18 protein-coding genes and 1 tRNA gene are annotated in these 20094 nt (G+C 69.2%); 12 read left to right on the top strand and 7 right to left on the bottom strand.

Annotation, left to right across the window (positions count from 1 at the left end):
• Positions 1 to 41 precede the first annotated feature (41 nt).
• Together ACZ4U1_RS38595 and ACZ4U1_RS38590 are read right to left on the bottom strand one after the other, a co-directional pair.
• Positions 42 to 1115 (bottom strand): hypothetical protein, encoded by a 1074-nt coding sequence (locus ACZ4U1_RS38595; protein WP_467908842.1) that lies wholly within the window; start codon positions 1113 to 1115, stop codon positions 42 to 44.
• A gap of 378 nt (positions 1116 to 1493) precedes the next feature.
• Positions 1494 to 1567, bottom strand: a tRNA-Gly gene (locus ACZ4U1_RS38590).
• A 271-nt stretch (positions 1568 to 1838) separates the two neighbouring features.
• Here ACZ4U1_RS38590 and ACZ4U1_RS38585 point away from each other — a divergent pair.
• The 3 genes from ACZ4U1_RS38585 (at position 1839) to ACZ4U1_RS38575 (ending at position 3187) form a co-directional block, all read left to right on the top strand.
• Positions 1839 to 1997, top strand: coding sequence for a hypothetical protein (locus ACZ4U1_RS38585; protein WP_401398335.1), 159 nt, complete (start codon positions 1839 to 1841; stop codon positions 1995 to 1997).
• A gap of 97 nt (positions 1998 to 2094) precedes the next feature.
• Positions 2095 to 2670: a dCTP deaminase gene (gene dcd / locus ACZ4U1_RS38580; protein ID WP_467908841.1), complete on the top strand. Its 576-nt coding sequence runs from the start codon at positions 2095 to 2097 to the stop codon at positions 2668 to 2670.
• 13 nt (positions 2671 to 2683) lie between these two features.
• On the top strand, positions 2684 to 3187 hold the full coding sequence (locus tag ACZ4U1_RS38575; protein WP_086698243.1) for a phosphoribosyltransferase: 504 nt from the start codon (positions 2684 to 2686) through the stop codon (positions 3185 to 3187).
• Positions 3188 to 3264: 77 nt separating this feature from the next.
• On the opposite strand, the gene ACZ4U1_RS38570 is transcribed toward ACZ4U1_RS38575, so the two are convergent.
• Together ACZ4U1_RS38570 and ACZ4U1_RS38565 are read right to left on the bottom strand one after the other, a co-directional pair.
• Entirely contained in the window at positions 3265 to 4302 is a 1038-nt protein-coding gene (locus ACZ4U1_RS38570) for a Yip1 family protein (RefSeq protein ID WP_467908840.1), read from the bottom strand.
• A gap of 64 nt (positions 4303 to 4366) precedes the next feature.
• Positions 4367 to 5848 carry an FG-GAP-like repeat-containing protein gene (locus ACZ4U1_RS38565; protein WP_467908839.1) on the bottom strand — a complete coding sequence of 494 codons (1482 nt, stop codon included), beginning with the start codon at positions 5846 to 5848 and terminating at the stop codon, positions 4367 to 4369.
• A 205-nt stretch (positions 5849 to 6053) separates the two neighbouring features.
• On the opposite strand from ACZ4U1_RS38565, the gene ACZ4U1_RS38560 reads away from it, so the two are divergent.
• Positions 6054 to 6380: an antibiotic biosynthesis monooxygenase family protein gene (locus ACZ4U1_RS38560; RefSeq protein WP_467908838.1), complete on the top strand. Its 327-nt coding sequence runs from the start codon at positions 6054 to 6056 to the stop codon at positions 6378 to 6380.
• A gap of 63 nt (positions 6381 to 6443) precedes the next feature.
• On the opposite strand, the gene ACZ4U1_RS38555 is transcribed toward ACZ4U1_RS38560, so the two are convergent.
• A complete protein-coding gene (locus tag ACZ4U1_RS38555; protein WP_467908837.1) occupies positions 6444 to 8711 on the bottom strand; it encodes a (Fe-S)-binding protein in 2268 nt (755 codons plus the stop codon).
• A 194-nt stretch (positions 8712 to 8905) separates the two neighbouring features.
• Here ACZ4U1_RS38555 and ACZ4U1_RS38550 point away from each other — a divergent pair, with 194 nt between their 5' ends.
• The 5 genes from ACZ4U1_RS38550 (at position 8906) to ACZ4U1_RS38530 (ending at position 14202) form a co-directional block, all read left to right on the top strand.
• Entirely contained in the window at positions 8906 to 9925 is a 1020-nt protein-coding gene (locus tag ACZ4U1_RS38550; RefSeq protein ID WP_467908836.1) for an MraY family glycosyltransferase, read from the top strand.
• A gap of 94 nt (positions 9926 to 10019) precedes the next feature.
• The gene (gene dnaK / locus ACZ4U1_RS38545) at positions 10020 to 11864 is read left to right on the top strand and encodes a molecular chaperone DnaK (protein WP_467908835.1); all 1845 of its coding nucleotides are present in this window, start codon (positions 10020 to 10022) and stop codon (positions 11862 to 11864) included.
• A complete protein-coding gene (gene grpE / locus ACZ4U1_RS38540) occupies positions 11861 to 12520 on the top strand; it encodes a nucleotide exchange factor GrpE (protein ID WP_467908834.1) in 660 nt (219 codons plus the stop codon). Before dnaK ends, grpE begins: the two co-directional genes overlap by 4 nt.
• A gap of 42 nt (positions 12521 to 12562) precedes the next feature.
• A complete protein-coding gene (dnaJ, locus tag ACZ4U1_RS38535) occupies positions 12563 to 13729 on the top strand; it encodes a molecular chaperone DnaJ (RefSeq protein WP_467908833.1) in 1167 nt (388 codons plus the stop codon).
• Positions 13730 to 13734: 5 nt separating this feature from the next.
• The gene (locus ACZ4U1_RS38530; protein WP_059255065.1) at positions 13735 to 14202 is read left to right on the top strand and encodes a heat shock protein transcriptional repressor HspR; all 468 of its coding nucleotides are present in this window, start codon (positions 13735 to 13737) and stop codon (positions 14200 to 14202) included.
• A gap of 55 nt (positions 14203 to 14257) precedes the next feature.
• On the opposite strand, the gene ACZ4U1_RS38525 is transcribed toward ACZ4U1_RS38530, so the two are convergent.
• Positions 14258 to 15673: a fibronectin type III domain-containing protein gene (locus ACZ4U1_RS38525; protein ID WP_467908832.1), complete on the bottom strand. Its 1416-nt coding sequence runs from the start codon at positions 15671 to 15673 to the stop codon at positions 14258 to 14260.
• Positions 15674 to 15969: 296 nt separating this feature from the next.
• Between ACZ4U1_RS38525 and ACZ4U1_RS38520 the strand changes: the two genes are divergently transcribed.
• Together ACZ4U1_RS38520 and ACZ4U1_RS38515 are read left to right on the top strand one after the other, a co-directional pair.
• Entirely contained in the window at positions 15970 to 17076 is a 1107-nt protein-coding gene (locus ACZ4U1_RS38520; protein ID WP_467908831.1) for a sugar ABC transporter substrate-binding protein, read from the top strand.
• 211 nt (positions 17077 to 17287) lie between these two features.
• The gene (locus tag ACZ4U1_RS38515; RefSeq protein ID WP_467908829.1) at positions 17288 to 18316 is read left to right on the top strand and encodes a helix-turn-helix transcriptional regulator; all 1029 of its coding nucleotides are present in this window, start codon (positions 17288 to 17290) and stop codon (positions 18314 to 18316) included.
• 9 nt (positions 18317 to 18325) lie between these two features.
• Here ACZ4U1_RS38515 and ACZ4U1_RS38510 read toward each other — a convergent pair whose 3' ends face one another.
• Positions 18326 to 19324: a helix-turn-helix transcriptional regulator gene (locus ACZ4U1_RS38510; protein ID WP_467908895.1), complete on the bottom strand. Its 999-nt coding sequence runs from the start codon at positions 19322 to 19324 to the stop codon at positions 18326 to 18328.
• A gap of 291 nt (positions 19325 to 19615) precedes the next feature.
• Here ACZ4U1_RS38510 and ACZ4U1_RS38505 point away from each other — a divergent pair, with 291 nt between their 5' ends.
• Entirely contained in the window at positions 19616 to 19951 is a 336-nt protein-coding gene (locus tag ACZ4U1_RS38505) for a hypothetical protein (RefSeq protein ID WP_467908828.1), read from the top strand.
• Positions 19952 to 20094: the final 143 nt, after the last annotated feature.

The raw sequence follows: 20094 nt of genomic DNA, 5'->3' as shown, positions 1-20094 counted from the left end.
GGGCTCCGAGCGATTGGTCGTCGGAGCCCGTGCGGTGCTGGTCAGCCGCCGAACACCGCTTGGTATGCCGTCTGTCCCTGCTGCGCCAACATGGTGAGGCCGGCCGTCGTGGTCGTGATCGCACCCAGAGCCTCCTGCACGCGGAGATAAGCGGCCCTGATCCGTCCGGGCTCCGGCTGCTCAGCAGACGTGGCTTCCTCAAGCACCTCGACATCCTGGATCAGGGCTTCCTGCTGTTCCGGCGGGGCTCCGAGCGTCGGAGTGAACTGCCGTACCAGGGCGGCGAACTCGGCGAGCGCGGAAGCGTCGAAGCCGATGGAGTTGTTCTGCACCACCTTCTGCTGGGACCCGGCAACGATGCCGGAGGAGTTGTTGAAGGTGTAGGTGTCGCCAGCGCGCTGCTGGCGGCTCAGATAGTCGCTCACGGTTCCTCCGGACAGTACGCAGTCGGTGCCCGAGTCGGTGACTTCGGCCTTGATCGAACTTGTGGCGCTAGGGTCCTCGGGCGCGCGGCGGACGAGCCCTCTCTGGCTGAGGTGCTCAAAAGCGCCGAGAATCTCGTCCACGGACAGGGAGTCGCCCGCGAAGTACGAACCTGGTGCCTCCACAAAGGCCATGACCTCAACGGGGGTACGACCACGCCCCGTCTGGAACAGCCAGTACAGCAAGGCGTCGCAGGCGTGGATGAAGCGTGCGACCGGGTCGGTCTGCAAGGTTCTCAACCGTCGAGCGGCCAGCGAGCCATCGTCAGTGAGGAAGACCTGGGTGTCGTTGCCGGAGAGGTCCGGGGAGATCTGGACCAGTCCCTGCCGCTCCAACTCCAGCGCCATGGTCTTGGCCTCGGCGGCGGGAAGCCCTTCCGAATCGACGTACGAAGAGACGTCAGCAGCCACTCCTGGCTGAAGGGTGGCTAGATCGTCGAGCCACACGAGCAGGCGTGAAAGGTACGGGTCCTTTTCGATGCCGGCAGCCGCAGATGCAGCGGCCGGGACCTTTGGAGCGTCCACCTGGACGGGGACACGGATGGGGTGCTTACGGGCCGCGCGCTCGAATTCCTTCGCGATGTCTCGCTGCATCTTTTCGATGGCGCGCCTATTGATCTCGAACCCGGCCATGCGCCGCCTCCTGTCGTCACTGACATCAAGAAGCCTAAGGAGCACCACTGACAACGGGGCCCGGGAGAGACGGCGGGCCTCGCGAGAGCGAGTCGGCGAAGGGTCGTCCGGGCGTGACGCCTGCGCGTGATCCGTGACCAGTGCCGTGGACTGGCAGCTTCACGCAAGCGACTGCGCGGGAATCGGCGTTGCAGTGGCGCAGATCACATCAATGGCGTCTCGTCATTCGAGACGCTAGAGGGGTCGGTCGCTCCAAGTGGCGCATGAGTGCCCCGGGAGAGGCCGTTCGACCTCGACTTAGGGCACGCAGAGGGCACGCCGCCTCGAATTGGACTAGACAAAAAACAACCCCCGGGTCCCTGACCTGGGGGTTTTGTATGGAGCGGGTGACGAGAATCGAACTCGCGCTCTCAGCTTGGGAAGCTGATGTTCTACCATTAAACTACACCCGCGTAAGTACGGACGTGGTCCCGGAGGGGCCGGTGTCCGGACCTTGCTCACTGTACATCATCGCAGGCTCCTGGTGTTCGTGTCCCGGGGGCCTGCGTGTGTTTCAGGGGTGGGATCCGGCTGCGGGCGGCCGGAGTTGGGGCGTACCGTGGAGGCCTGGGAGAGGGCCGGAGTGCCGCGTGGAGAGTCGCTTCTTTGATCCCGTAATGTGGCTTTTGTCGTCCGGGCAGCAACGCCGGACGCGGCTCTTGGGGAAGGGACTTGAGGGACTTGATGGAACGCACCGTCGTCCGATGCGCGGACGGGCACGTCTTCAGCACCGCTTCGTTCCCGATGCAGCAGGCCGAGCGGCTCGGCCCCGGCCGCCTCGTGCGGTGCCCGCGTTGTGCCCGGCTCCGCAGTGCCGTGCCGGTCGTGCTGGAGAAGCGGTAAGGAGATCGACAGGACCGGCCGTAGTCGGTCCGTGACCCTGGGCGCGCGGAGTCCTTCGGATTGCGAAGGCTTCGCGCGCCTTGCGTATCCTCGCTACGTGCTTCTCTCAGACAAGGACATCCGGGCCGAGATCGACGCCGGGCGGGTACGGATCGATCCCTATGACGAAACCATGGTGCAGCCGTCGAGCATCGACGTGCGGCTGGACCGGTATTTCCGGGTGTTCGAGAATCACCGGTACCCCCATATCGACCCCTCCATCGAGCAGGCCGATCTGACCCGGCTGGTCGAGCCCGAGGGCGATGAGCCGTTCATCCTGCATCCCGGGGAGTTCGTGCTCGCCTCCACCTACGAGGTGATCTCCCTTCCCGACGATCTTGCCTCGCGGCTGGAGGGGAAGAGTTCGCTCGGGCGGCTGGGCCTGGTCACCCACTCCACCGCCGGGTTCATCGACCCCGGGTTCAGCGGGCACGTCACCCTGGAGCTGTCCAACCTCGCCACGCTCCCGATCAAGCTGTGGCCGGGGATGAAGATCGGGCAGCTGTGCATGTTCCGGCTGACCTCGCCCGCCGAGCACCCGTACGGCAGCGAGCGCTACGGCTCCCGGTACCAGGGGCAGCGCGGGCCGACCGCCTCGCGGTCCTTCCTCAATTTCCATCGGACCCAGGTGTGAGGGCGACAACAGCATGAGCAGCGCAGACGTGCGGGAGAACCTGACCTACGAGCGGTTCGGCACCGCCATCCGCGAGCTGGCGCAGACCATCGCCGACGACGGCTACGAGCCCGACATCGTGCTCAGCATCGCCCGGGGCGGGGTCTTCGTCGCGGGCGGGCTCGCCTACGCCCTCGACTGCAAGAACATCCACCTCGTGAACGTGGAGTTCTACACCGGCGTGGGGACGACCCTCGAAATGCCGGTCATGCTCGCCCCTGTTCCCAACGTGATCGACTTCTCCGACAAGAAGGTCCTGATCACCGACGACGTCGCCGACACCGGCAAGACGCTCAAGCTCGTCCGTGACTTCTGTCTCGACACCGTCGCCGAGGTGCGCTCCGCGGTGATCTACGAGAAGTCCCACTCGCTCGTGAAGTGCGAGTACGTGTGGAAGCGGACCGACGACTGGATCAACTTCCCGTGGAGTGTGGAGCCCCCCGTCGTGCAGCGCGCCGGCCAGGTTCTCGACGCCTAGGGCCAGGAAACGGAGAAGCATCTCGAAGGGCCCCCGTGCCGGGGGCCCTTTTCGCGTTCACCGAATCACAGAAGAACTCAGAACGTGCCCAGCTTCACGATCGACAGCAGCGCGATCAGCTGGATCGCCGACGCCCCCAGCGCCTTCGGCCACGGCAGGTCGTGGGAGCGGGAGACCATCAGGGTCAGCAGGGCGCCCGCGCCGATCCAGGTGGCCCAGCCGAGGAGTTGGACGAAGCCGGCGTCGCCGCCGAAGAACATGGCGACGATCAGGCGGGGCGCGTCCGTGAGGGCGGTGATCAGCATGGACAGGCCGACCGTGGGCTGCCAGGCGCCGTCGCCGCCGAGCTGGCGGGCCAGGGTGTGGGTGACCACGCCCAGGACGAACAGGCCGAGCACCATCACGACGGCCGTGATCAGCACGATCGGGACCGCGTTGGACAGCGTCGCGCTGATCGCGTCCTGGCGGGCGCCGTCGAAGCCGAAGACGGCGAGCAGGCCGTAGAGGAAGGTCACGATGAGGGCCGGCACCCACATCGTGTAGTCCCGCATGCGCAGGAAGGTGTCGTTCGGGGACAGGATGATCCCCTTCAGCAGTTCCTTCCAGTGCAGGGGCGGGCCGAGCGGCGCGGCGGGCGCGGCGGCCTGGCCGGCGTGGTAGGTCGCGCCCTGGGTGTAGCCGGCGGCCTCGTCGATGGAGAAGGCCTGGGTGTGGCCCGGGTTGTTGGCCGCGTACGGGTCGTGCCCGCCGTTCCCGGGGCCGCCCGGGTAGCCGCCGTCGCCGAAGTACTCCGGCCCGTCGTCGGCCGCGCCCGGGTGTCCGTACGACTGTCCCGCTTGCGGGTACGGCGGCTGCGGTGCCGACGGGTAGCCGTACGAGGGGCCCGGGGCGCCCGTCGGGCCCGGTCGGCCGTACGACGGCCCCCCGGGCTGAGCGGGGCCGCGCCCGTGTCCGTACGACGGTCCCTGGGGCGCCTGTTGTCCTTGGGGGGTGCGGTTGTCCCGGCCCCCGCGTCCGATCCTGAATCCAGCCACGTCATCGAACGTACCTGGTCCCGGAGGCCGACGTGCCGGGCCCGGTGGTCCGGGCCCGGCTTTGCGGCCGACCTGTGACATCCCCTAAGGGACCGTCAGCAATGCCGTCCGGGTTCCTCGGGGTTGCGACGGTTCCCGGGGAGGATCAGTCCGCTATGACCGCGCCGAACTGCGGGGTGCCGGAGGTGGAGACGGCCACGGTGGTCACGCCGAAGGCGCGCGAGCCGGTGCTGGTGATCCTCGTACCGTTGGACGGCAGGTACGTCACCGCGCCGTCGCCGCTGTTCTCGTACGAGCCGACGACCAGGTCCGCCTTGCCGTCGCCGGTGACGTCGTCCAGCTTGAGGTCGGCGCCGAACAGGTCGGACTTCTCGTTGCCGCCGGGCACGCCCGCGCTGTCCTGGGAGAAGGACTGGGCGCCGGAGGCGGTGTCGATGCCCGAGGCGGAGCCGTACAGGACGGTCACGCTGCCGGTGTCGGTGGCGGTGCCGAGGTCCTCCTGCGGGGAGCTGACGGCGAGGTCCTGGTAGCCGTCGCCGTTGATGTCGCCGAGGTCCAGCTCCCAGCCGAAGGCGTCGCCCTTCTCCGAGGAGCCGGGGACGTTGCCGGTGTTCTGCGTGATGCCGGTGGTGCCGGCCGGGCCGGAGGCCGAGCCGTAGGTGACGTTCACCTTGCCGCCGTCGGCGGCGTAGGGGATGGCCGTGCCGTCGCTGGTCCTGGCGTCCCAGTCGGCGCCGCTGACGATGTCGCCGAAGCCGTCGCCGTTGACGTCGCCGATGGCGGTGATGATGCCGGGCTTGAGGGTCTTGGCGGAGGCGGCGCTCAGGCCGCCGGAGGTGCCGGGCAGCCAGTAGTTGGTGTTCCAGCCGTACTGCGTCGTGGTCTCGTAGCCGTCCACGACGAGGTCGGTGCGGCCGTCGCCGTTGACGTCACCGGCGGTGAGGTTCAGCGGGCCGTACGGGTAGTCGTTGGTGCCCGACTCGATCGGCGGCTTGACGGTGGTACGGCTGCCGTAGGCACCGGCGGTGGTGAAGCCGCCCTTGTAGAGGTACAGGGTGGCGGAGGAGCTGCCCACGACCAGGTCGGCCTTGCCGTCGCCGTCGAAGTCGCCGGCCGCCAGGTTCTTGCCCCAGAAGTCGTGGGAGGAGGGGGCCGGGTCGGGCACGTCGACGCCCTTGCCGGTCAGGCCGCTGGGGGAGCCCCACAGGATGGCGAGGCCGCCGCCGTTGGTGTCGGTGCCGACCTTCTCGCTCGGGGCGCCCACGGCGAGGTCGTCGTAGCCGTCGCCGTTGAAGTCGGCGTACGCCAGGTCGGCGCCGAACATGTCGCCGGCCTCGGCGGTGCCGGGGACGCCGGAGGTGTTCTGGCTGATGGTGGCGCGCTTGGTGGAGGAGACGCCGGTGGCGGAGCCGTACAGGACGACGACCTGGCCGGCGTTCTTCTGGCCGCTGACGTAGGCGCCGGCCGCCGAGGTGGCGACGTCGCCGATGCCGTCGCCGTTGAAGTCGGCCTTCGCGACCTTGAAGGAGTCGGCGGCGGTGGCCGGGGACGCGGCGAAGGTGAGCAGACCGCCCGTCAGCGCGGCGGCGGCCGCCGTCGCGAGGGCGATACGAGAGTGCGCGTGCATGCGGTCTCCTGCTGCATGCGGGGGACGCCTGGCGGGGCGTCCACAGACGATGGGGTGCGGTCCGTCCGTGTTCATCACGTGCTGTGCCGTGGTCCACGGGCGGTCGGCGATCAGGAGACCCCTGGTGGGCGGCGAGGGTTGTACGCGCTTTCGGTAACGGTCCGGGATCGCTGTGGCGGGCGGGGCGATGGTCCAGGATGGGTCCATGAGCGTAGTGAAGATCAACGTGCTGACCGTTCCCGCCGAGCAGCGGGAGGTGCTGGAGAAGCGGTTCGCCTCGCGGGCCCACGCGGTGGAGAACTCCGACGGCTTCGAGTGGTTCGAGCTGCTGCGTCCCGTCGAGGGCACCGACACCTACCTCGTCTACACCCGCTGGCGGGACGAGGAGTCGTTCCAGGCCTGGATGGAGGGGCCGATGAAGTCCGCGCACCAGGGCGGCGGCGAGGGCGGCGAGCGCCCGAAGCCGGCGGCCTCCGGTTCGACCCTGTGGTCCTTCGAGGTGGTGCAGCAGGCCGGTCCGAAGAGCGCGTAGCCGGGGAACACGACGGCGCCCCCTGCCTGTGCGGGTCAGGGGGCGCCGTCCGTTTTGGGGGAGCTACTTCACCGGCTCCGGCTCCGGCTCGCTCTCCGTCTCCGCCGAGTCCTCCGGGTCGGCCGGCGTCTTCACGGACTCCAGGAGCAGCTGGGCGACGTCGACCACCTGGATCGACTCCTTCGCCTTGCCGTCGTTCTTCTTGCCGTTCACCGAGTCGGTGAGCATGACCAGGCAGAACGGGCAGGCCGTCGACACGATGTCGGGGTTCAGGGAGAGCGCCTCGTCGACACGCTCGTTGTTGATGCGCTTGCCGATCCGCTCCTCCATCCACATGCGCGCACCGCCGGCGCCACAGCAGAAGCCGCGCTCCTTGTGGCGGTGCATCTCCTCGTTGCGCAGGCCCGGGACCTTGCCGATGATCTCGCGCGGGGGCGTGTAGATCTTGTTGTGGCGGCCCAGGTAGCACGGGTCGTGGTAGGTGATGATGCCCTCGACCGGGGTGACCGGGATCAGCTTGCCCTCGTCCACCAGGTGCTGCAGCAGCTGGGTGTGGTGGATGACCTCGTAGTCGCCGCCGAGCTGCGGGTACTCGTTGCCGAGCGTGTTGAGGCAGTGCGGGCAGGTGGCGACGATCTTCTTCGCGGACTTCGGCTTCTTGGTGGCCGGGTCCTCGTCGTCCTCGCCGAACGCCATGTTCAGCGCGGCGACGTTCTCCATGCCCAGCTCCTGGAAGAGGGGCTCGTTGCCGAGGCGGCGGGCGGAGTCACCGGTGCACTTCTCGTCGCCGCCCATGATCGCGAACTTGACGCCCGCGATGTGCAGCAGCTCGGCGAAGGCCTTCGTGGTCTTCTTGGCGCGGTCCTCCAGGGCGCCCGCGCAGCCGACCCAGTACAGGTAGTCGACCTCGGTGAGGTCCTCGATGTCCTTGCCGACGACCGGGACCTCGAAGTCGACCTCCTTGGTCCACTCCAGGCGCTGCTTCTTGGCCAGGCCCCAGGGGTTGCCCTTCTTCTCCAGGTTCTTGAGCATCGTGCCCGCCTCGGACGGGAACGCGGACTCGATCATGACCTGGTAGCGGCGCATGTCCACGATGTGGTCGACGTGCTCGATGTCGACGGGGCACTGCTCGACGCAGGCGCCGCAGGTGGTGCAGGACCACAGGACGTCCGGGTCGATGACGCCGTTCTCCTCGGCGGTGCCGATCAGCGGGCGCTCGGCCTCGGCGAGAGCGGCGGCCGGGACGTCCTTCAGCTGCTCCTCGGACGCCTTCTCCTCGCCCTCCATGGTCTTGCCGCCGCCGGCCAGCAGGTACGGCGCCTTGGCGTGCGCGTGGTCCCGCAGCGACATGATCAGCAGCTTCGGGGAGAGCGGCTTGCCGGTGTTCCAGGCGGGGCACTGCGACTGGCAGCGGCCGCACTCGGTGCAGGTGGAGAAGTCCAGCAGGCCCTTCCAGGAGAACTGCTCGACCTGGGAGACGCCGAAGACGTCGTCCTCACCGGGGTCGGAGAAGTCGATCGGCTTGCCGCCGCTGGTCATCGGCTGGAGCGCGCCCAGGGCCGTGGAGCCGTCGGCGTTGCGCTTGAACCAGATGTTCGGGAAGCCCAGGAAGCGGTGCCAGGCCACGCCCATGTCGGTCTTCAGGGAGACCACGATCATCCAGATGAAGGAGGCCGCGATCTTCAGGCCGGCGAAGAAGTAGGTCAGGTTCTGGAGCGTGGAGACGTCCATGCCCTTCAGCCACGCCACCACCGGGTACGAGATGAAGAACGACGCCTCGTAGCCGTCGACGTGGTGCTGCGCGCCCTCCAGCGCGTGCAGCATGAAGATGCAGACGCCGACGACGAGGATGATCGTCTCGACGAAGTACGCCTGGCCGGTGTTCGAGCCCGCGAAGCGCGACTTGCGGCCCGGCTTGCCCGGCCGGGACAGCTGCCGGATCACGACGAGCGTGGCGATGCCGACCACCGTCATGGTGCCGATGAACTCGACGTAGACGTTGTACGGCGCCCAGTCGCCGATGACCGGCAGGATCCAGTCGGCCTTGAAGAGCTGGCCGAAGGCGTTCACGATCGTCAGGAGCAGCGTGTAGAAGCCGATCGCGACGAACCAGTGCGCGATGCCGACGATCCCCCAGCGGTTCATCCTGGTGTGACCCAGGAACTCCTTCACCAGCGTGACGGTGCGCTGGTAGGGGTCGTTGGTCCGGGACCCGGCGGGCACGGGCTGGCCGAGCCGCATGAAGTTGAAGATCTGGAGGAGGGCGCGGCCGAACAGTGCCACGCCGACCACGATCAGGACCAGCGACACGATGATCGCGGCGAGTTGCATTGGGGCTCCTGAGGCGGCCGACATTACTAAGCGGTAACTTATGTAGTCCGTCTGAGACTACCCCCATCTTCCTTCGGGATGCAGCAGAGCGCGGGGTGATCTGAGTCGCTGAGGGTGACCTGCATCCCCCTTCTGCGGGCAATCCGATCGTGTTATTCATCCCGAATTGATACTTTCGCCCCTACCTTAGAGCCGTGCTCTACGGGATCGCCGCCGCCACCGCCGCTCTGCTCTGCACCGCCGTGCTCGCGGCGGCGCTCCGGCTGCCCGCCCTGAGGGCCGGAATCCTCGACCGGCGCCGGCAGCGGCCCCTGCCGCTCCTCGGCGGCCTCGCCGTCGTGGCCGTCACCTGCCTGGTTGCCGGAATGGGTGAGTGGACCCGGGTCGCCCCGCTCGGGGACGGGGTCGGCGAGCTGCTCATGGCCGCCGTCGGGGTGGCCGGGCTGGGCCTGGTGGCGGACGTGTGGCGGCTCCGCGCGCGCGTGCTCGTCGCCGGTACGGCCGTGGCGGCGGCCTGCGTCGTGCCGTATGACGAGACGGGTGTGCCGGGCGGACTGCTGGCCGTCGGCTGGATCGTCCTCGCCACGCTCGCCTTCAAGGGGCTCGACCACGCCGACGGGCTGGCCGGGACGGTCGGGGTGGTCACCGCCTTCGGCGCCGGGGCCTGTGCCGCCGCCGAGGTGATGGACGGCCTCGCGGTGCTGCTGAGCGTGGTCGCCGCCGCCCTCACCGGCTTCCTGATGCACAACTGGCATCCCGCGCGGATCGGCCTCGGCGCCTGCGGCTCGCTGTTCACCGGGTTCGTGCTGTCCTCGGCGGTCGTCTTCACGCGCGCGGGGTACGACATCGGGCCGAGCGCGGCGGTGGTGTTCTGCCTCGGCGCCGTCGCCGCCGCCGACGCCCTGCTGGTGGTCCTCGCCCGGGGGGCGGCCCGGCGTCCGCTGCTGCGGCGCGGCCCGGACCACCTCGCGCACCGGCTGCGGCGGCTCGGGCTCACCCCGCAGGGGTCGGTCGTGCTGCTCGGCGCCGGCTCCTTCTCCTCGGTGCTCGTGGGAGTGCTCGTGCACACCGGGTGGACAGGGGAGCGGGCGGTGCTCTGGGTGGCCGGCGGGGTGGTTCTCGCCGTTCTCCTGCTCCTTCTGATTCCCGTTCCGCAGGGGCGGCGGCCGCCGTCTACGCAGGTCAGCGGGCACTTGCGTGTAAGGAACGGATAAGAGTTGAGTCTGGCTGACTCAGGTCTGTTGACCCGACGGGTCTCCTCGGGCACACTTGAGCCTGTTCCACTCAAGTCAGCTGGAGGAATCAACCATGGCACGTGCGGTCGGCATCGACCTGGGCACGACTAACTCCGTCGTCAGCGTTCTGGAGGGCGGCGAGCCCACCGTCATCACCAACGCCGAGGGTGCCAGGACCACGCCGTCCGTCGTCGCCTTCGCCAAGAACGGCGAGGTGCTGGTCGGCGAGGTAGCCAAGCGCCAGGCGGTCACGAACGTGGACCGGACCATCCGCTCGGTGAAGCGCCACATGGGCACCGACTGGAAGATCGCGCTGGACGGGAAGGACTTCAACCCGCAGCAGATCTCCGCGTTCATCCTGCAGAAGCTGAAGCGGGACGCCGAGGCCTACCTGGGCGAGAAGGTCACGGACGCGGTCATCACCGTCCCGGCCTACTTCAACGACTCCGAGCGCCAGGCGACGAAGGAGGCCGGCGAGATCGCCGGTCTGAACGTCCTGCGCATCGTCAACGAGCCGACCGCCGCCGCGCTGGCCTACGGCCTCGACAAGGACGACCAGACGATCCTCGTCTTCGACCTCGGTGGCGGCACCTTCGACGTGTCGCTGCTGGAGATCGGTGACGGCGTCGTCGAGGTGAAGGCCACCAACGGTGACAACCACCTCGGTGGTGACGACTGGGACCAGCGCGTCGTGGACTACCTGGTCAAGCAGTTCCAGTCCGGCCACGGCGTGGACCTCTCCAAGGACAAGATGGCCCTCCAGCGCCTCCGCGAGGCCGCCGAGAAGGCCAAGATCGAGCTGTCCTCCTCCACCGAGACCTCGATCAACCTGCCCTACATCACGGCGTCCGCCGAGGGCCCGCTGCACCTGGACGAGAAGCTCACCCGCGCCCAGTTCCAGCAGCTGACGGCCGACCTGCTGGAGCGCTGCAAGACGCCGTTCCACAACGTCATCAAGGACGCCGGCATCTCCATCAACGACATCGACCACGTCGTGCTCGTCGGTGGCTCCACCCGTATGCCCGCCGTCGCCGAGCTCGTCAAGGAGCTGACCGGCGGCAAGGAGGCCAACAAGGGTGTGAACCCGGACGAGGTCGTCGCCATCGGCGCCTCGCTCCAGGCCGGTGTCCTCAAGGGCGAGGTCAAGGACGTCCTGCTCCTCGACGTCACCCCGCTGTCCCTCGGTATCGAGACCAAGGGCGGCATCATGACCAAGCTGATCGAGCGCAACACCACGATCCCGACCAAGCGGTCCGAGATCTTCACGACGGCCGAGGACAACCAGCCGTCCGTGCAGATCCAGGTCTACCAGGGCGAGCGCGAGATCGCGGCGTACAACAAGAAGCTCGGCATGTTCGAGCTGACCGGTCTGCCGCCGGCGCCGCGTGGCGTCCCGCAGATCGAGGTCTCCTTCGACATCGACGCCAACGGCATCATGCACGTCACGGCGAAGGACCTCGGCACCGGCAAGGAGCAGAAGATGACCGTCACCGGCGGCTCCTCGCTCCCGAAGGAAGAGGTCGACCGCATGCGCGAGGAGGCCGAGCGCTACGCGGAGGAGGACCACAAGCGCCGCGAGGCCGCCGAGGCCCGCAACCAGGGCGAGCAGCTGGTCTACCAGACCGAGAAGTTCCTCAAGGACAACGAGGACAAGGTCCCCGGCGAGATCAAGACCGAGGTCGAGGCCGCGGTCGGCGAGCTGAAGGAAGCCCTCAAGGGCGAGGACACCGCCGAGATCCGCACCGCCACCGAGAAGGTCGCGGCCGTCTCGCAGAAGCTCGGCCAGGCCATGTACGCCGACGCCCAGCAGGCCGCGGGCGGCCCCGAGGGTGCCACCGCCGGCGGTGCCAAGGCCGCTGACGACGACGTCGTGGACGCCGAGATCGTGGACGACGAGCGCAAGGACGGTGCCGCGTGACGGAGGAGACCCCGGGCTTCGAGGAGAAGCCCGACGTCCCCTCCGGCGCCACCTCCGACGACGCCGAGCCGAAGGCCGCCTCCGAGGAGGGGGCGGCCCCGGCCGGGGACGGACACGCAGAGAACGCCGGTCTGGTCGCCCAGCTGGACCAGGCACGCAAGGCGCTCGACGAGCGCACCGCGGACCTCCAGCGCCTCCAGGCCGAGTTCCAGAACTACCGCCGCCGGGTCGAGCGGGACCGGGTCGCGGTCCGGGAGATCGCCATCGCGAACCTCCTGACCGAGCTTCTGCCCGTGCTCGACGACATCGGGCGCGCGCGGGAACACGGTGAACTGGTCGGCGGCTTCAAGTCGGTGGCCGAGTCGCTGGAGACCGTCGCCGCCAAGATGGGCCTGCAGCAGTTCGGCAAGGAGGGCGAGCCCTTCGACCCGACGATCCACGAGGCCCTGATGCACAGTTACGCACCGGACGTCACCGAGACGACCTGCGTGGCGATCCTGCAGCCGGGGTACCGCATCGGCGAGCGCACCATCCGCCCCGCGCGGGTGGCCGTGGCCGAGCCGCAGCCCGGCACGCAGACCGTCAAGGCCGAGGACGCCGAGGAGTCCACCCCGGCGGCCGACGACAAGGAGAGCGGTGGCCCGGACGAGGGCTGACGTGAAGACTGAGGGAAGGCCGGGAGAGGGGGTACGTCGAGGATGAGCACCAAGGACTTCATCGAGAAGGACTACTACAAGGTCCTCGGCGTCCCCAAGGACGCCACCGAGGCCGAGATCAAGAAGGCGTACCGGAAGCTCGCCCGCGAGTTCCACCCGGACGCCAACAAGGGCAACGCCCGGGCCGAGGAGCGCTTCAAGGAGATCTCCGAGGCGAACGACGTGCTCGGCGACCCCAAGAAGCGCAAGGAGTACGACGAGGCGCGCGCGCTGTTCGGCAACGGCGGCTTCCGCCCCGGACCGGGCACGGCCGGCGGCTCCTTCAACTTCGACCTGGGCGACCTCTTCGGGGGCACCGCCCAGGGCGGGGGCTTCGGCGGAGGACTCGGTGACGTCTTCGGGGGCCTGTTCAACCGCGGTGGTGCCGCGGGTACGCGTACCCAGCCCCGGCGCGGCCAGGACATCGAGTCCGAGGTCACGCTGAGCTTCACGGAGGCCATCGAGGGCGCCACGGTGCCGCTCAGGATGTCCTCCCAGGCACCCTGCAAGGCCTGCTCCGGCACCGGCGACAAGAACGGCACGCCGAGCGTGTGCCCGACCTGCGTCGGCACCGGTCAGGTCGCCCGGGGTTCGGGTGGCGGCTTCTCGCTCACCGACCCCTGCCCCGACTGCAAGGGCCGCGGCCTGATCGCCGAGCACCCCTGCCTGGAGTGCAAGGGCAGCGGGCGGGCCAAGTCGTCCCGGACCATGCAGGTCCGCATCCCGGCGGGCGTCACCGACGGGCAGCGGATCCGGCTGCGCGGCAAGGGCGCGCCCGGCGAGCGGGGCGGCCCGGCCGGCGACCTGTACGTGGTCGTCCATGTCGGCGAGCACCCGGTCTTCGGGCGCAAGGGCGACAACCTCACCGTCACCGTGCCGGTGACGTTCGCCGAGGCGGCCCTCGGCGGCGAGGTGCGGGTCCCGACCCTCGGCGGTCCCGCCGTCACCCTGAAGCTGCCGCCCGGCACCCCGAACGGCCGGACGATGCGGGCGCGGGGCAAGGGCGCGGTCCGCAAGGACGGCACCCGCGGCGATCTGCTGGTCACCGTCGAGGTGCGTGTTCCCACGGACCTGTCGGGGAAGGCTCGTGACGCGCTGGAGGCGTATCGCGAGGCGACCGCGGGCGAGGACCCGCGGGCGGAGCTGTTCGAGGCCGCGAAGGGAGCTTGAGAGTGATGGACGGCCGTCGTCCCCGTCAGCGCGGGGGGTTTTCACCGTACGAACTGACTGATGAGACCCCGGTCTACGTCATCTCGGTGGCGGCCCAGCTCTCCGGACTCCACCCGCAGACGCTGCGGCAGTACGACCGCCTGGGCCTGGTCTCCCCGGACCGCACCGCGGGCCGGGGCCGCCGTTACTCGGCCCGTGACATCGAGCTGCTCCGCCAGGTGCAGCAGCTGTCGCAGGACGAGGGCATCAACCTGGCCGGCATCAAGCGGATCATCGAACTGGAGAACCAGGTCGCGGCCCTGCAGTCCCGGGTCGCGGAGCTGGAGGCGGCCCTGGACGGCGCGGCGGCCGCGATGCAGCAGCGCGAGGCGGCCGTGCACGCCTCCTACCGGCGTGACCTGGTGCCGTACCAGGAGGTCCAGCAGACCAGCGCGCTGGTGGTGTGGCGGCCGAAGCGGCAGCAGCAGGACTGACGCGCGTCTTCGCAGGACGAGAGGGGCCCGGACTTCCGGGCCCCTCTCGTCCGTGTCAGGACGTCGGCTCGCTCGGCGTGTCCAGCTCGGTCGCCACCACCACGTCGGCCTCGTGGGTCCACTTGTAGCGGGAGTTCCAGGACGTGTCGTAGGCGTCCACGAAGAAGCAGCGCTCCTCGCCGTCCGCGACCGTGTCGTACCGGTACGAGGTGGTGTCGGGCATCAGCCAGGCGTCCTCCTGCGCGGAGCAGACCCGGTCCTCGCCGTCGCTCAGGATGCGGCCCGTGTAGACGGCGTACCGGTGCAGGTCGGGCGCCGGGTTGGGGTCCCACTTCAGCTCGAAGCCGTACTCGGTCGGGGTGGCCGTCAGGCCGGTGACCAGGGGCGGCGGGGTGTCGTCCTGGCGTGTGCCGCTGACGGCGGCGGACGGGGCGGACTCGTTGCCCGCCGCGTCCAGGGCGCTCACCCGGTAGAAGTAGGTGCCGCCCACCTCCGCCGAGGCGTCCCGGTAGGAGAGCTGGTCGGTGCTGCCGAGGCTGGTGTAGGTGCCGCTCGCGCCGGTCGCCCGGTACACCCGGTAGGAGACCGCGTCGGGTACGGCGTTCCAGCCGAGGCGCAGGCCGCCCTGCTCGGACTCGTCGGTGACCGCGGCGCCGGCCGGCACGGCGGGAGCGGTCCGGTCGGCGGTGGTGACGGGCTTGTCCGCGGTGCCCGCCGACTCGTTGCCGGCCTTGTCGTAGGCGCGGACCTCGTAGTAGTACGTCGCGCCGGTCACCGGCAGGGTGGTGTCGGTGTACGTGGTGCCGGTGGTGGTCGCCAGCGGCTTCGCGCCGTACGCGCTGCCCTGGAGCCGCCGGTAGACGCGGTAGCCGGCGAGGTCCATCTCCTTGTTCTTCGCCCAGGTGAGCCTGGCCTTGCCGGTCGCGGGGTCGTACGCGACCGAGGTCCCGGTGGGCACCAGGGGCTTGACCTTGTCGACGTCGGCGGAGGTGCGGGGCGTGTAGGTGAAGGTGACGTTCGCGGTGCCGGTCCAGTTCACGAAGTCCACGCGGAGGGTGTGCCTGCCGGACGGCACGGTGACGTCGACGGTCTTCTTCTGGGTCGTCGAGACGTTCTTCCAGAGGTCGACCTTGCGGGTGCCGTCCAGGTACACCCGGATCCCGTCCTGGGCGGAGACCGCCAGGGCGAAGGGGCCGCCGGAGCCGAAGTCGCGGGTGACGGTCCAGCGGACACCGAAGTTGTTGCCGGGCAGTCCCGCCGCGGGGGCGCCGGTGCCCCACTGCTCGGAGACCGCGCTGTCGCAGTCGGTCTTCTTCGGGGTGCCGGAGAACGTCGTGTTCGCGAAGAACTGCCGGGTGTAGACCGGCGAGGCACAGGTCGCCGCGGACGCGGTCGGGACGGTGACGCCGAGCAGGGCGCCGGACGCGGCGAGTACGACAGCGGCGGCGGTCGTACGTCTGGCTGAGTTCATTCGGTCCTCTGATCGAATCGGAGCGCGGCCCGAAGCCGCCGTGATCACGACTCGTGAGGAACCGGGTGGGTTGTACGGGTCTTTGCCCGACCGGTGAACTCCCTTGGGATGTACGGTCCGTAAAGGGTGCTTGAAGGGTGTTTCGCGTGACCTTCACAGGTGCAGCTGAGCGTGGTGTTGCGCACTCGTTAAGTGATTTTTCTTGACGACGGGTACGGGCTCAGCGTTGTCTTTTCAGTCACCTGGGTCGTATTGCAGCACCCACGTCCGGAAACGCACCTGAAGTGAGCCCCCGCATGCGTCGTATCGCCATCTCCGTGGCCCTGTCCACGATGACCCTCTCGCTCGCCGGCTGTGGCGTGCTGAACGCGACGGGGGACGGCGCGAGCGCGAGCCCGACGAAGGGCAACGACATCACGGTGGGCCTGCTGCTGCCCGAGAAGGCGAACACCCGCTACGACAAGTTCGACTACCCCATCATCAGGGACAAGGTGGCCGAACTCACCAAGAAGCAGGGCAAGGTGCAGTACGCCAACGCCGACGCGAGCGCCGCCCGGCAGTCCGAGCAGCTGCAGAACATGATCGACGCCAAGGTGGACGTCATCCTGCTCGACGCCGTCGACGCGCACGCCATCGCCGACGGGGTGAAGAAGGCCAAGGACGCGGGCATTCCGGTCATCGCCTACGACCGGCTCGCCGAGGGCCCGATCGACGCGTACATCTCCTTCGACAACGAACTCGTCGGCGAGGTGCAGGGCCGCACCCTGCTGGAGGCCCTCGGATCGGGCGTCGACACCTCCGACAAGGTCGTCATGATGAACGGCTCGCCCACCGACCCGAACGCCAAGCAGTTCAAGGAGGGCGCGCTCTCCGAGCTGAACGGCAAGGTGGACATCGCGGACAGCTTCGACACCACCGACTGGAAGCCGGAGAACGCCGAGGCCAACATGGCCAAGGCCATCGCGAAGATCGGCAAGAACAACATCGCCGGTGTCTACTCCGCCAACGACGGCATGGCCGGCGGCGTCATCAAGGCCCTGAAGGCGGCCGGCGTCACCGAGCTGCCCCCGATCACCGGCCAGGACGCCGAACTGGACGCCGTGCAGCGCGTGGTCTCCGGTGAGCAGTACATGAGCGTCTACAAGTCCTACCCGGACGAGGCCGAGGCCGCCGCGCAGATGGCCGTCACCAAGATCCAGGGCAAGGACATCCAGTTCGACGCCCTCACCCAGGACCGGGTGGACAGCCCCACCGCCAAGGACATCCCGGCCCGGCTGGTCCAGGTGAGCGCGCTCACCAAGCGCACCATCAAGGACACCGTCATCGCGGACGGCATCTACACCGTCGGCGACATCTGCACCGCCAAGTACAAGACGGCCTGCGCGGCGATCGGCCTCAAGTAGTTCCGGCCCCCGACGCCCGGCGCCGGCCGGCCAGGCTCGGTCCGTCCCGGCTCCGTCATCCTGTCGCCGTGCGAGGGGCGGAGCGGCACCGAAACCCGGGCACAGCGGATTTTCCGGTGGCCACCGCGCAGTGAGCCGTGTTGCGGACCCGGTTGGGCGCCGCGCATAGTTGCGCTGCGGAAGTGGCAGCACACCGGGGGTGGAATGGGCGATGGCCGGGCGCGGGGCGGAGGAGCACCCTCACGGTGCCGACCGGCTGTGTGAGGCCGGGGACCGGGTGTACTCCCGTGCCGTACGCCGGGGCCGGGTGCCGCGCACGGACGCCGAACCGGTGCCCTGCCTGCTGGAACTGGCCCTGCTGCACCCGGACCCCGACGACATGGACTGGCTGGTGCCGACCTCCCCGCAGGAGGTCATGACCCGGCTGCTGCGTGGCGTCTACGACGAGGTCAGCGCGAGCCAGCGGCGGGTGGGCTCGGCGGTGGCGGCCTTCGAGTGGTACGCGGGCCTGGGCCGGCAGGAGAACGCCCTCGCGGCACCGGCCGAGGGCAGCGCCATCCGGGTCCTGGACGGCCTCTCCCGCATCCAGGCCGCGATGGACGAGGCGACCGAGGCGTGCACCACAGAGGTGCTCACCGTGCAGCCCGGGGGCATCCGGCGGGAGGCGGAGCTGACGGAGGGCCTGCACCGGGCGCTCGCCCTGCGCGGCCGGGGCGTCCGCATGCGGGACCTCTACACCCACGTCGCCCGGCACGGCCAGGGCCTGCTCAACTACCTGGAGCTGATGGGTGACACGGTGGAGGCCCGCACCCTGGACGAGGTCATCGACCGGCTCATCCTCTTCGACCGCACGGTGGCCTTCATCCCCGCCAACGCCGACCGCACGATGGCCCTGGAACTACGCCATCCCGCCCTCGTCGCGTACCTGGTGACGGTCTTCGAACGCCTCTGGCGCCTGGCGATCCCCCTCACGGCGCCGTTGCCGGACACGGGCATCGAGGGCATCTCCCACCGCGAGCAGTCCATCGCCGCGCTGCTGGCGGAGGGCCACCAGGACGCCGTCATCGCCGAACGTCTCGGCATCAGCGTCCGCACCTGCCGGGCCCACATCGCCCGGCTCTCGGAGACCCTGGGCGCGGCCAGCCGCACCCAACTCGGCGTCCGCATCGCCCAGGTCGGACTCGACGGCCACCGTCCCGCCCTCACCGGTCCGGATCGTAAGCCCCCGACCGCCCGATGAGACGCCGCCTCAGTGGTCCCGGTCGAGGATGCCGGACTGGGCGATGAGGTAGCCGAGTTGCGCGCGGCTGCCGCTGCCGAGGGCCTGGGCGAGTTTGGCGATGTGGGCCCGGCAGGTGCGGACGTTCATGCCGAGGCGGCGGGCGATGGCCTCGTCCACGTGGCCTTCGACCAGGAGCTTGGCGATGGAGTGCTGGATCTCGGTGATGCCGTCGGGGGCGGTTTCGTAAGGGGTTCCGGCACTCAGCGGGACGGCTCGGCCCCACATGAACTCGAAGACCTTGAGCAGATAGCGGACGAGTCCGGGATGGCGGAGTTCCAGCGCTACTTTCTGGTCATCGCGGGCAGGGATGAAGGCGACGGACTCGTCGCAGATGATGAGGCGCTCGACCAACTCGTCAATGGTGCGGTACTCCACCTTGCCGTTGGCGAGCTGCGCGACGTAGGCCAGTTGTTCCAGGTTGTAGCGGACAGTGTGCTGATACAGCGTCCGGATGCGCACGCCACGGTCCACCAGGGCCTTGTCGCGCTCCAGCCCCTGCAGGACGTTGCGCTCGGTGAAGCGGATGCTCGGCTGCACCGTGAGCACCTCGGTCTGGCACTGGGCCGTCGCCTCGTTGAGGGCGTTGTTGATCCGGTCACTGCCCTCCAGCACGGTGATGGAGTGCGTGACCGACGCGGACTGTGTGCTCAGGGCCAGGAACGGCTCGAAGAGTTCGGACAGCCGAAGCGACCACCGCCTGCGCTCGGCGATTTCGCGCTCGATGGGGGTGAGACGCTGAGCCAGGGCCACGGCGGGGGGCACGGGGCGGAGCCAGTCGGGGTCGTCCGGATCAGGGTGGAGCAGAGCCATTTCCATCAGGCAGGGGGCCGACTCCACGTCTGTACGCGTGATGCGTCCGGCACGGAGGGCGGTCGTATAAAGTCGGCTGCCCTCCTCACATATCGCGACCTCCGCATGGGGATGTGTCACTCTTGACCGATTTGCTACCAAATCTCCACCCCCCAGGGTCCTGAACGTGCAGGAACATGATGCACCGATTGTGTGGCCATGACGTGGCTGAATGAGCCATCGTCGTACTCGACGGGGGAAGAGGGGACCTTCAAGTGAGGACGAAGTCGACTATGGGTACGAGGGCGCTTCGCTCGGTGCTTGTCGCCACTGTGTCCGCCGTCATAACGCTCAGCGCGCTGAGTGGTCATTCTGCGGCGAAGGGCGATGTGCGAGCGGATACGAAGTGGCCGGCGGTGGCCGTTGCTGTCGAACCCGTGGCAACGGCCAACGGTTCTGGGAGCTGATGTGACAACTCCACCCGACGACCGCTCCTTCCGTCGTGAAATGGCCACCGCCTACCGCTCCGGCTGGCACTTCATCGACCTGGTCACCGCCATCCCCCACAGCGGTGACTCGCTGATGGTGACCGTGTTCGGCGAGCCGGTCGTGGTCACGCGGGACGAGGACGGTGACGTGCGGGCGTTCCGGTGCCTGCGCAAGCCGCGCGGTGCGCCACAGCCGGTGCGGTGTGCCATCCGGTACGGAATGATCTTTGTGAACCTGGACCAGCGGGACCACCGGCTGTCCGAGCCGGAGGAGTCCGACCTGAGGACCATCTCGGCCACCCCCCGCAGTGCCTGACGCGATTCCCCCGTCGTAACAGATCGCTCAGGTGCTTCCCCCCGCAGCGGGGGGGGGGGGGGGGGGGGGGGGGGGGGGGGGGGGGGGGGGGGGGGGGGGGGGGGGGGGGGGGGGGGGGGGGGGGGGGGGAGGGGGGGGGGGGG

Source organism: Streptomyces sp. NPDC028928, assembly GCF_055564915.1.
The sequence above is the reverse complement of the archived record's forward strand: the minus strand, read 5'-3'. Positions and strand labels throughout refer to the sequence as shown.

Excerpts from the sequence above, each read along its gene's own strand:
- ACZ4U1_RS38595 (WP_467908842.1), bottom strand. The coding sequence starts at position 1,115 with ATGGCCGGGTTCGAGATCAATAGGCGCGCCATCGAAAAGATGCAGCGA.
- ACZ4U1_RS38585 (WP_401398335.1), top strand. The coding sequence starts at position 1,839 with ATGGAACGCACCGTCGTCCGATGCGCGGACGGGCACGTCTTCAGCACC.
- ACZ4U1_RS38575 (WP_086698243.1), top strand. The coding sequence starts at position 2,684 with ATGAGCAGCGCAGACGTGCGGGAGAACCTGACCTACGAGCGGTTCGGC.
- ACZ4U1_RS38570 (WP_467908840.1), bottom strand. The coding sequence starts at position 4,302 with ATGTCACAGGTCGGCCGCAAAGCCGGGCCCGGACCACCGGGCCCGGCA.
- ACZ4U1_RS38565 (WP_467908839.1), bottom strand. The coding sequence starts at position 5,848 with ATGCACGCGCACTCTCGTATCGCCCTCGCGACGGCGGCCGCCGCCGCG.
- ACZ4U1_RS38560 (WP_467908838.1), top strand. The coding sequence starts at position 6,054 with ATGAGCGTAGTGAAGATCAACGTGCTGACCGTTCCCGCCGAGCAGCGG.
- ACZ4U1_RS38555 (WP_467908837.1), bottom strand. The coding sequence starts at position 8,711 with ATGCAACTCGCCGCGATCATCGTGTCGCTGGTCCTGATCGTGGTCGGC.
- dnaK (WP_467908835.1), top strand. The coding sequence starts at position 10,020 with ATGGCACGTGCGGTCGGCATCGACCTGGGCACGACTAACTCCGTCGTC.
- dnaJ (WP_467908833.1), top strand. The coding sequence starts at position 12,563 with ATGAGCACCAAGGACTTCATCGAGAAGGACTACTACAAGGTCCTCGGC.
- ACZ4U1_RS38530 (WP_059255065.1), top strand. The coding sequence starts at position 13,735 with ATGGACGGCCGTCGTCCCCGTCAGCGCGGGGGGTTTTCACCGTACGAA.
- ACZ4U1_RS38525 (WP_467908832.1), bottom strand. The coding sequence starts at position 15,673 with ATGAACTCAGCCAGACGTACGACCGCCGCCGCTGTCGTACTCGCCGCG.
- ACZ4U1_RS38520 (WP_467908831.1), top strand. The coding sequence starts at position 15,970 with ATGCGTCGTATCGCCATCTCCGTGGCCCTGTCCACGATGACCCTCTCG.
- ACZ4U1_RS38515 (WP_467908829.1), top strand. The coding sequence starts at position 17,288 with ATGGCCGGGCGCGGGGCGGAGGAGCACCCTCACGGTGCCGACCGGCTG.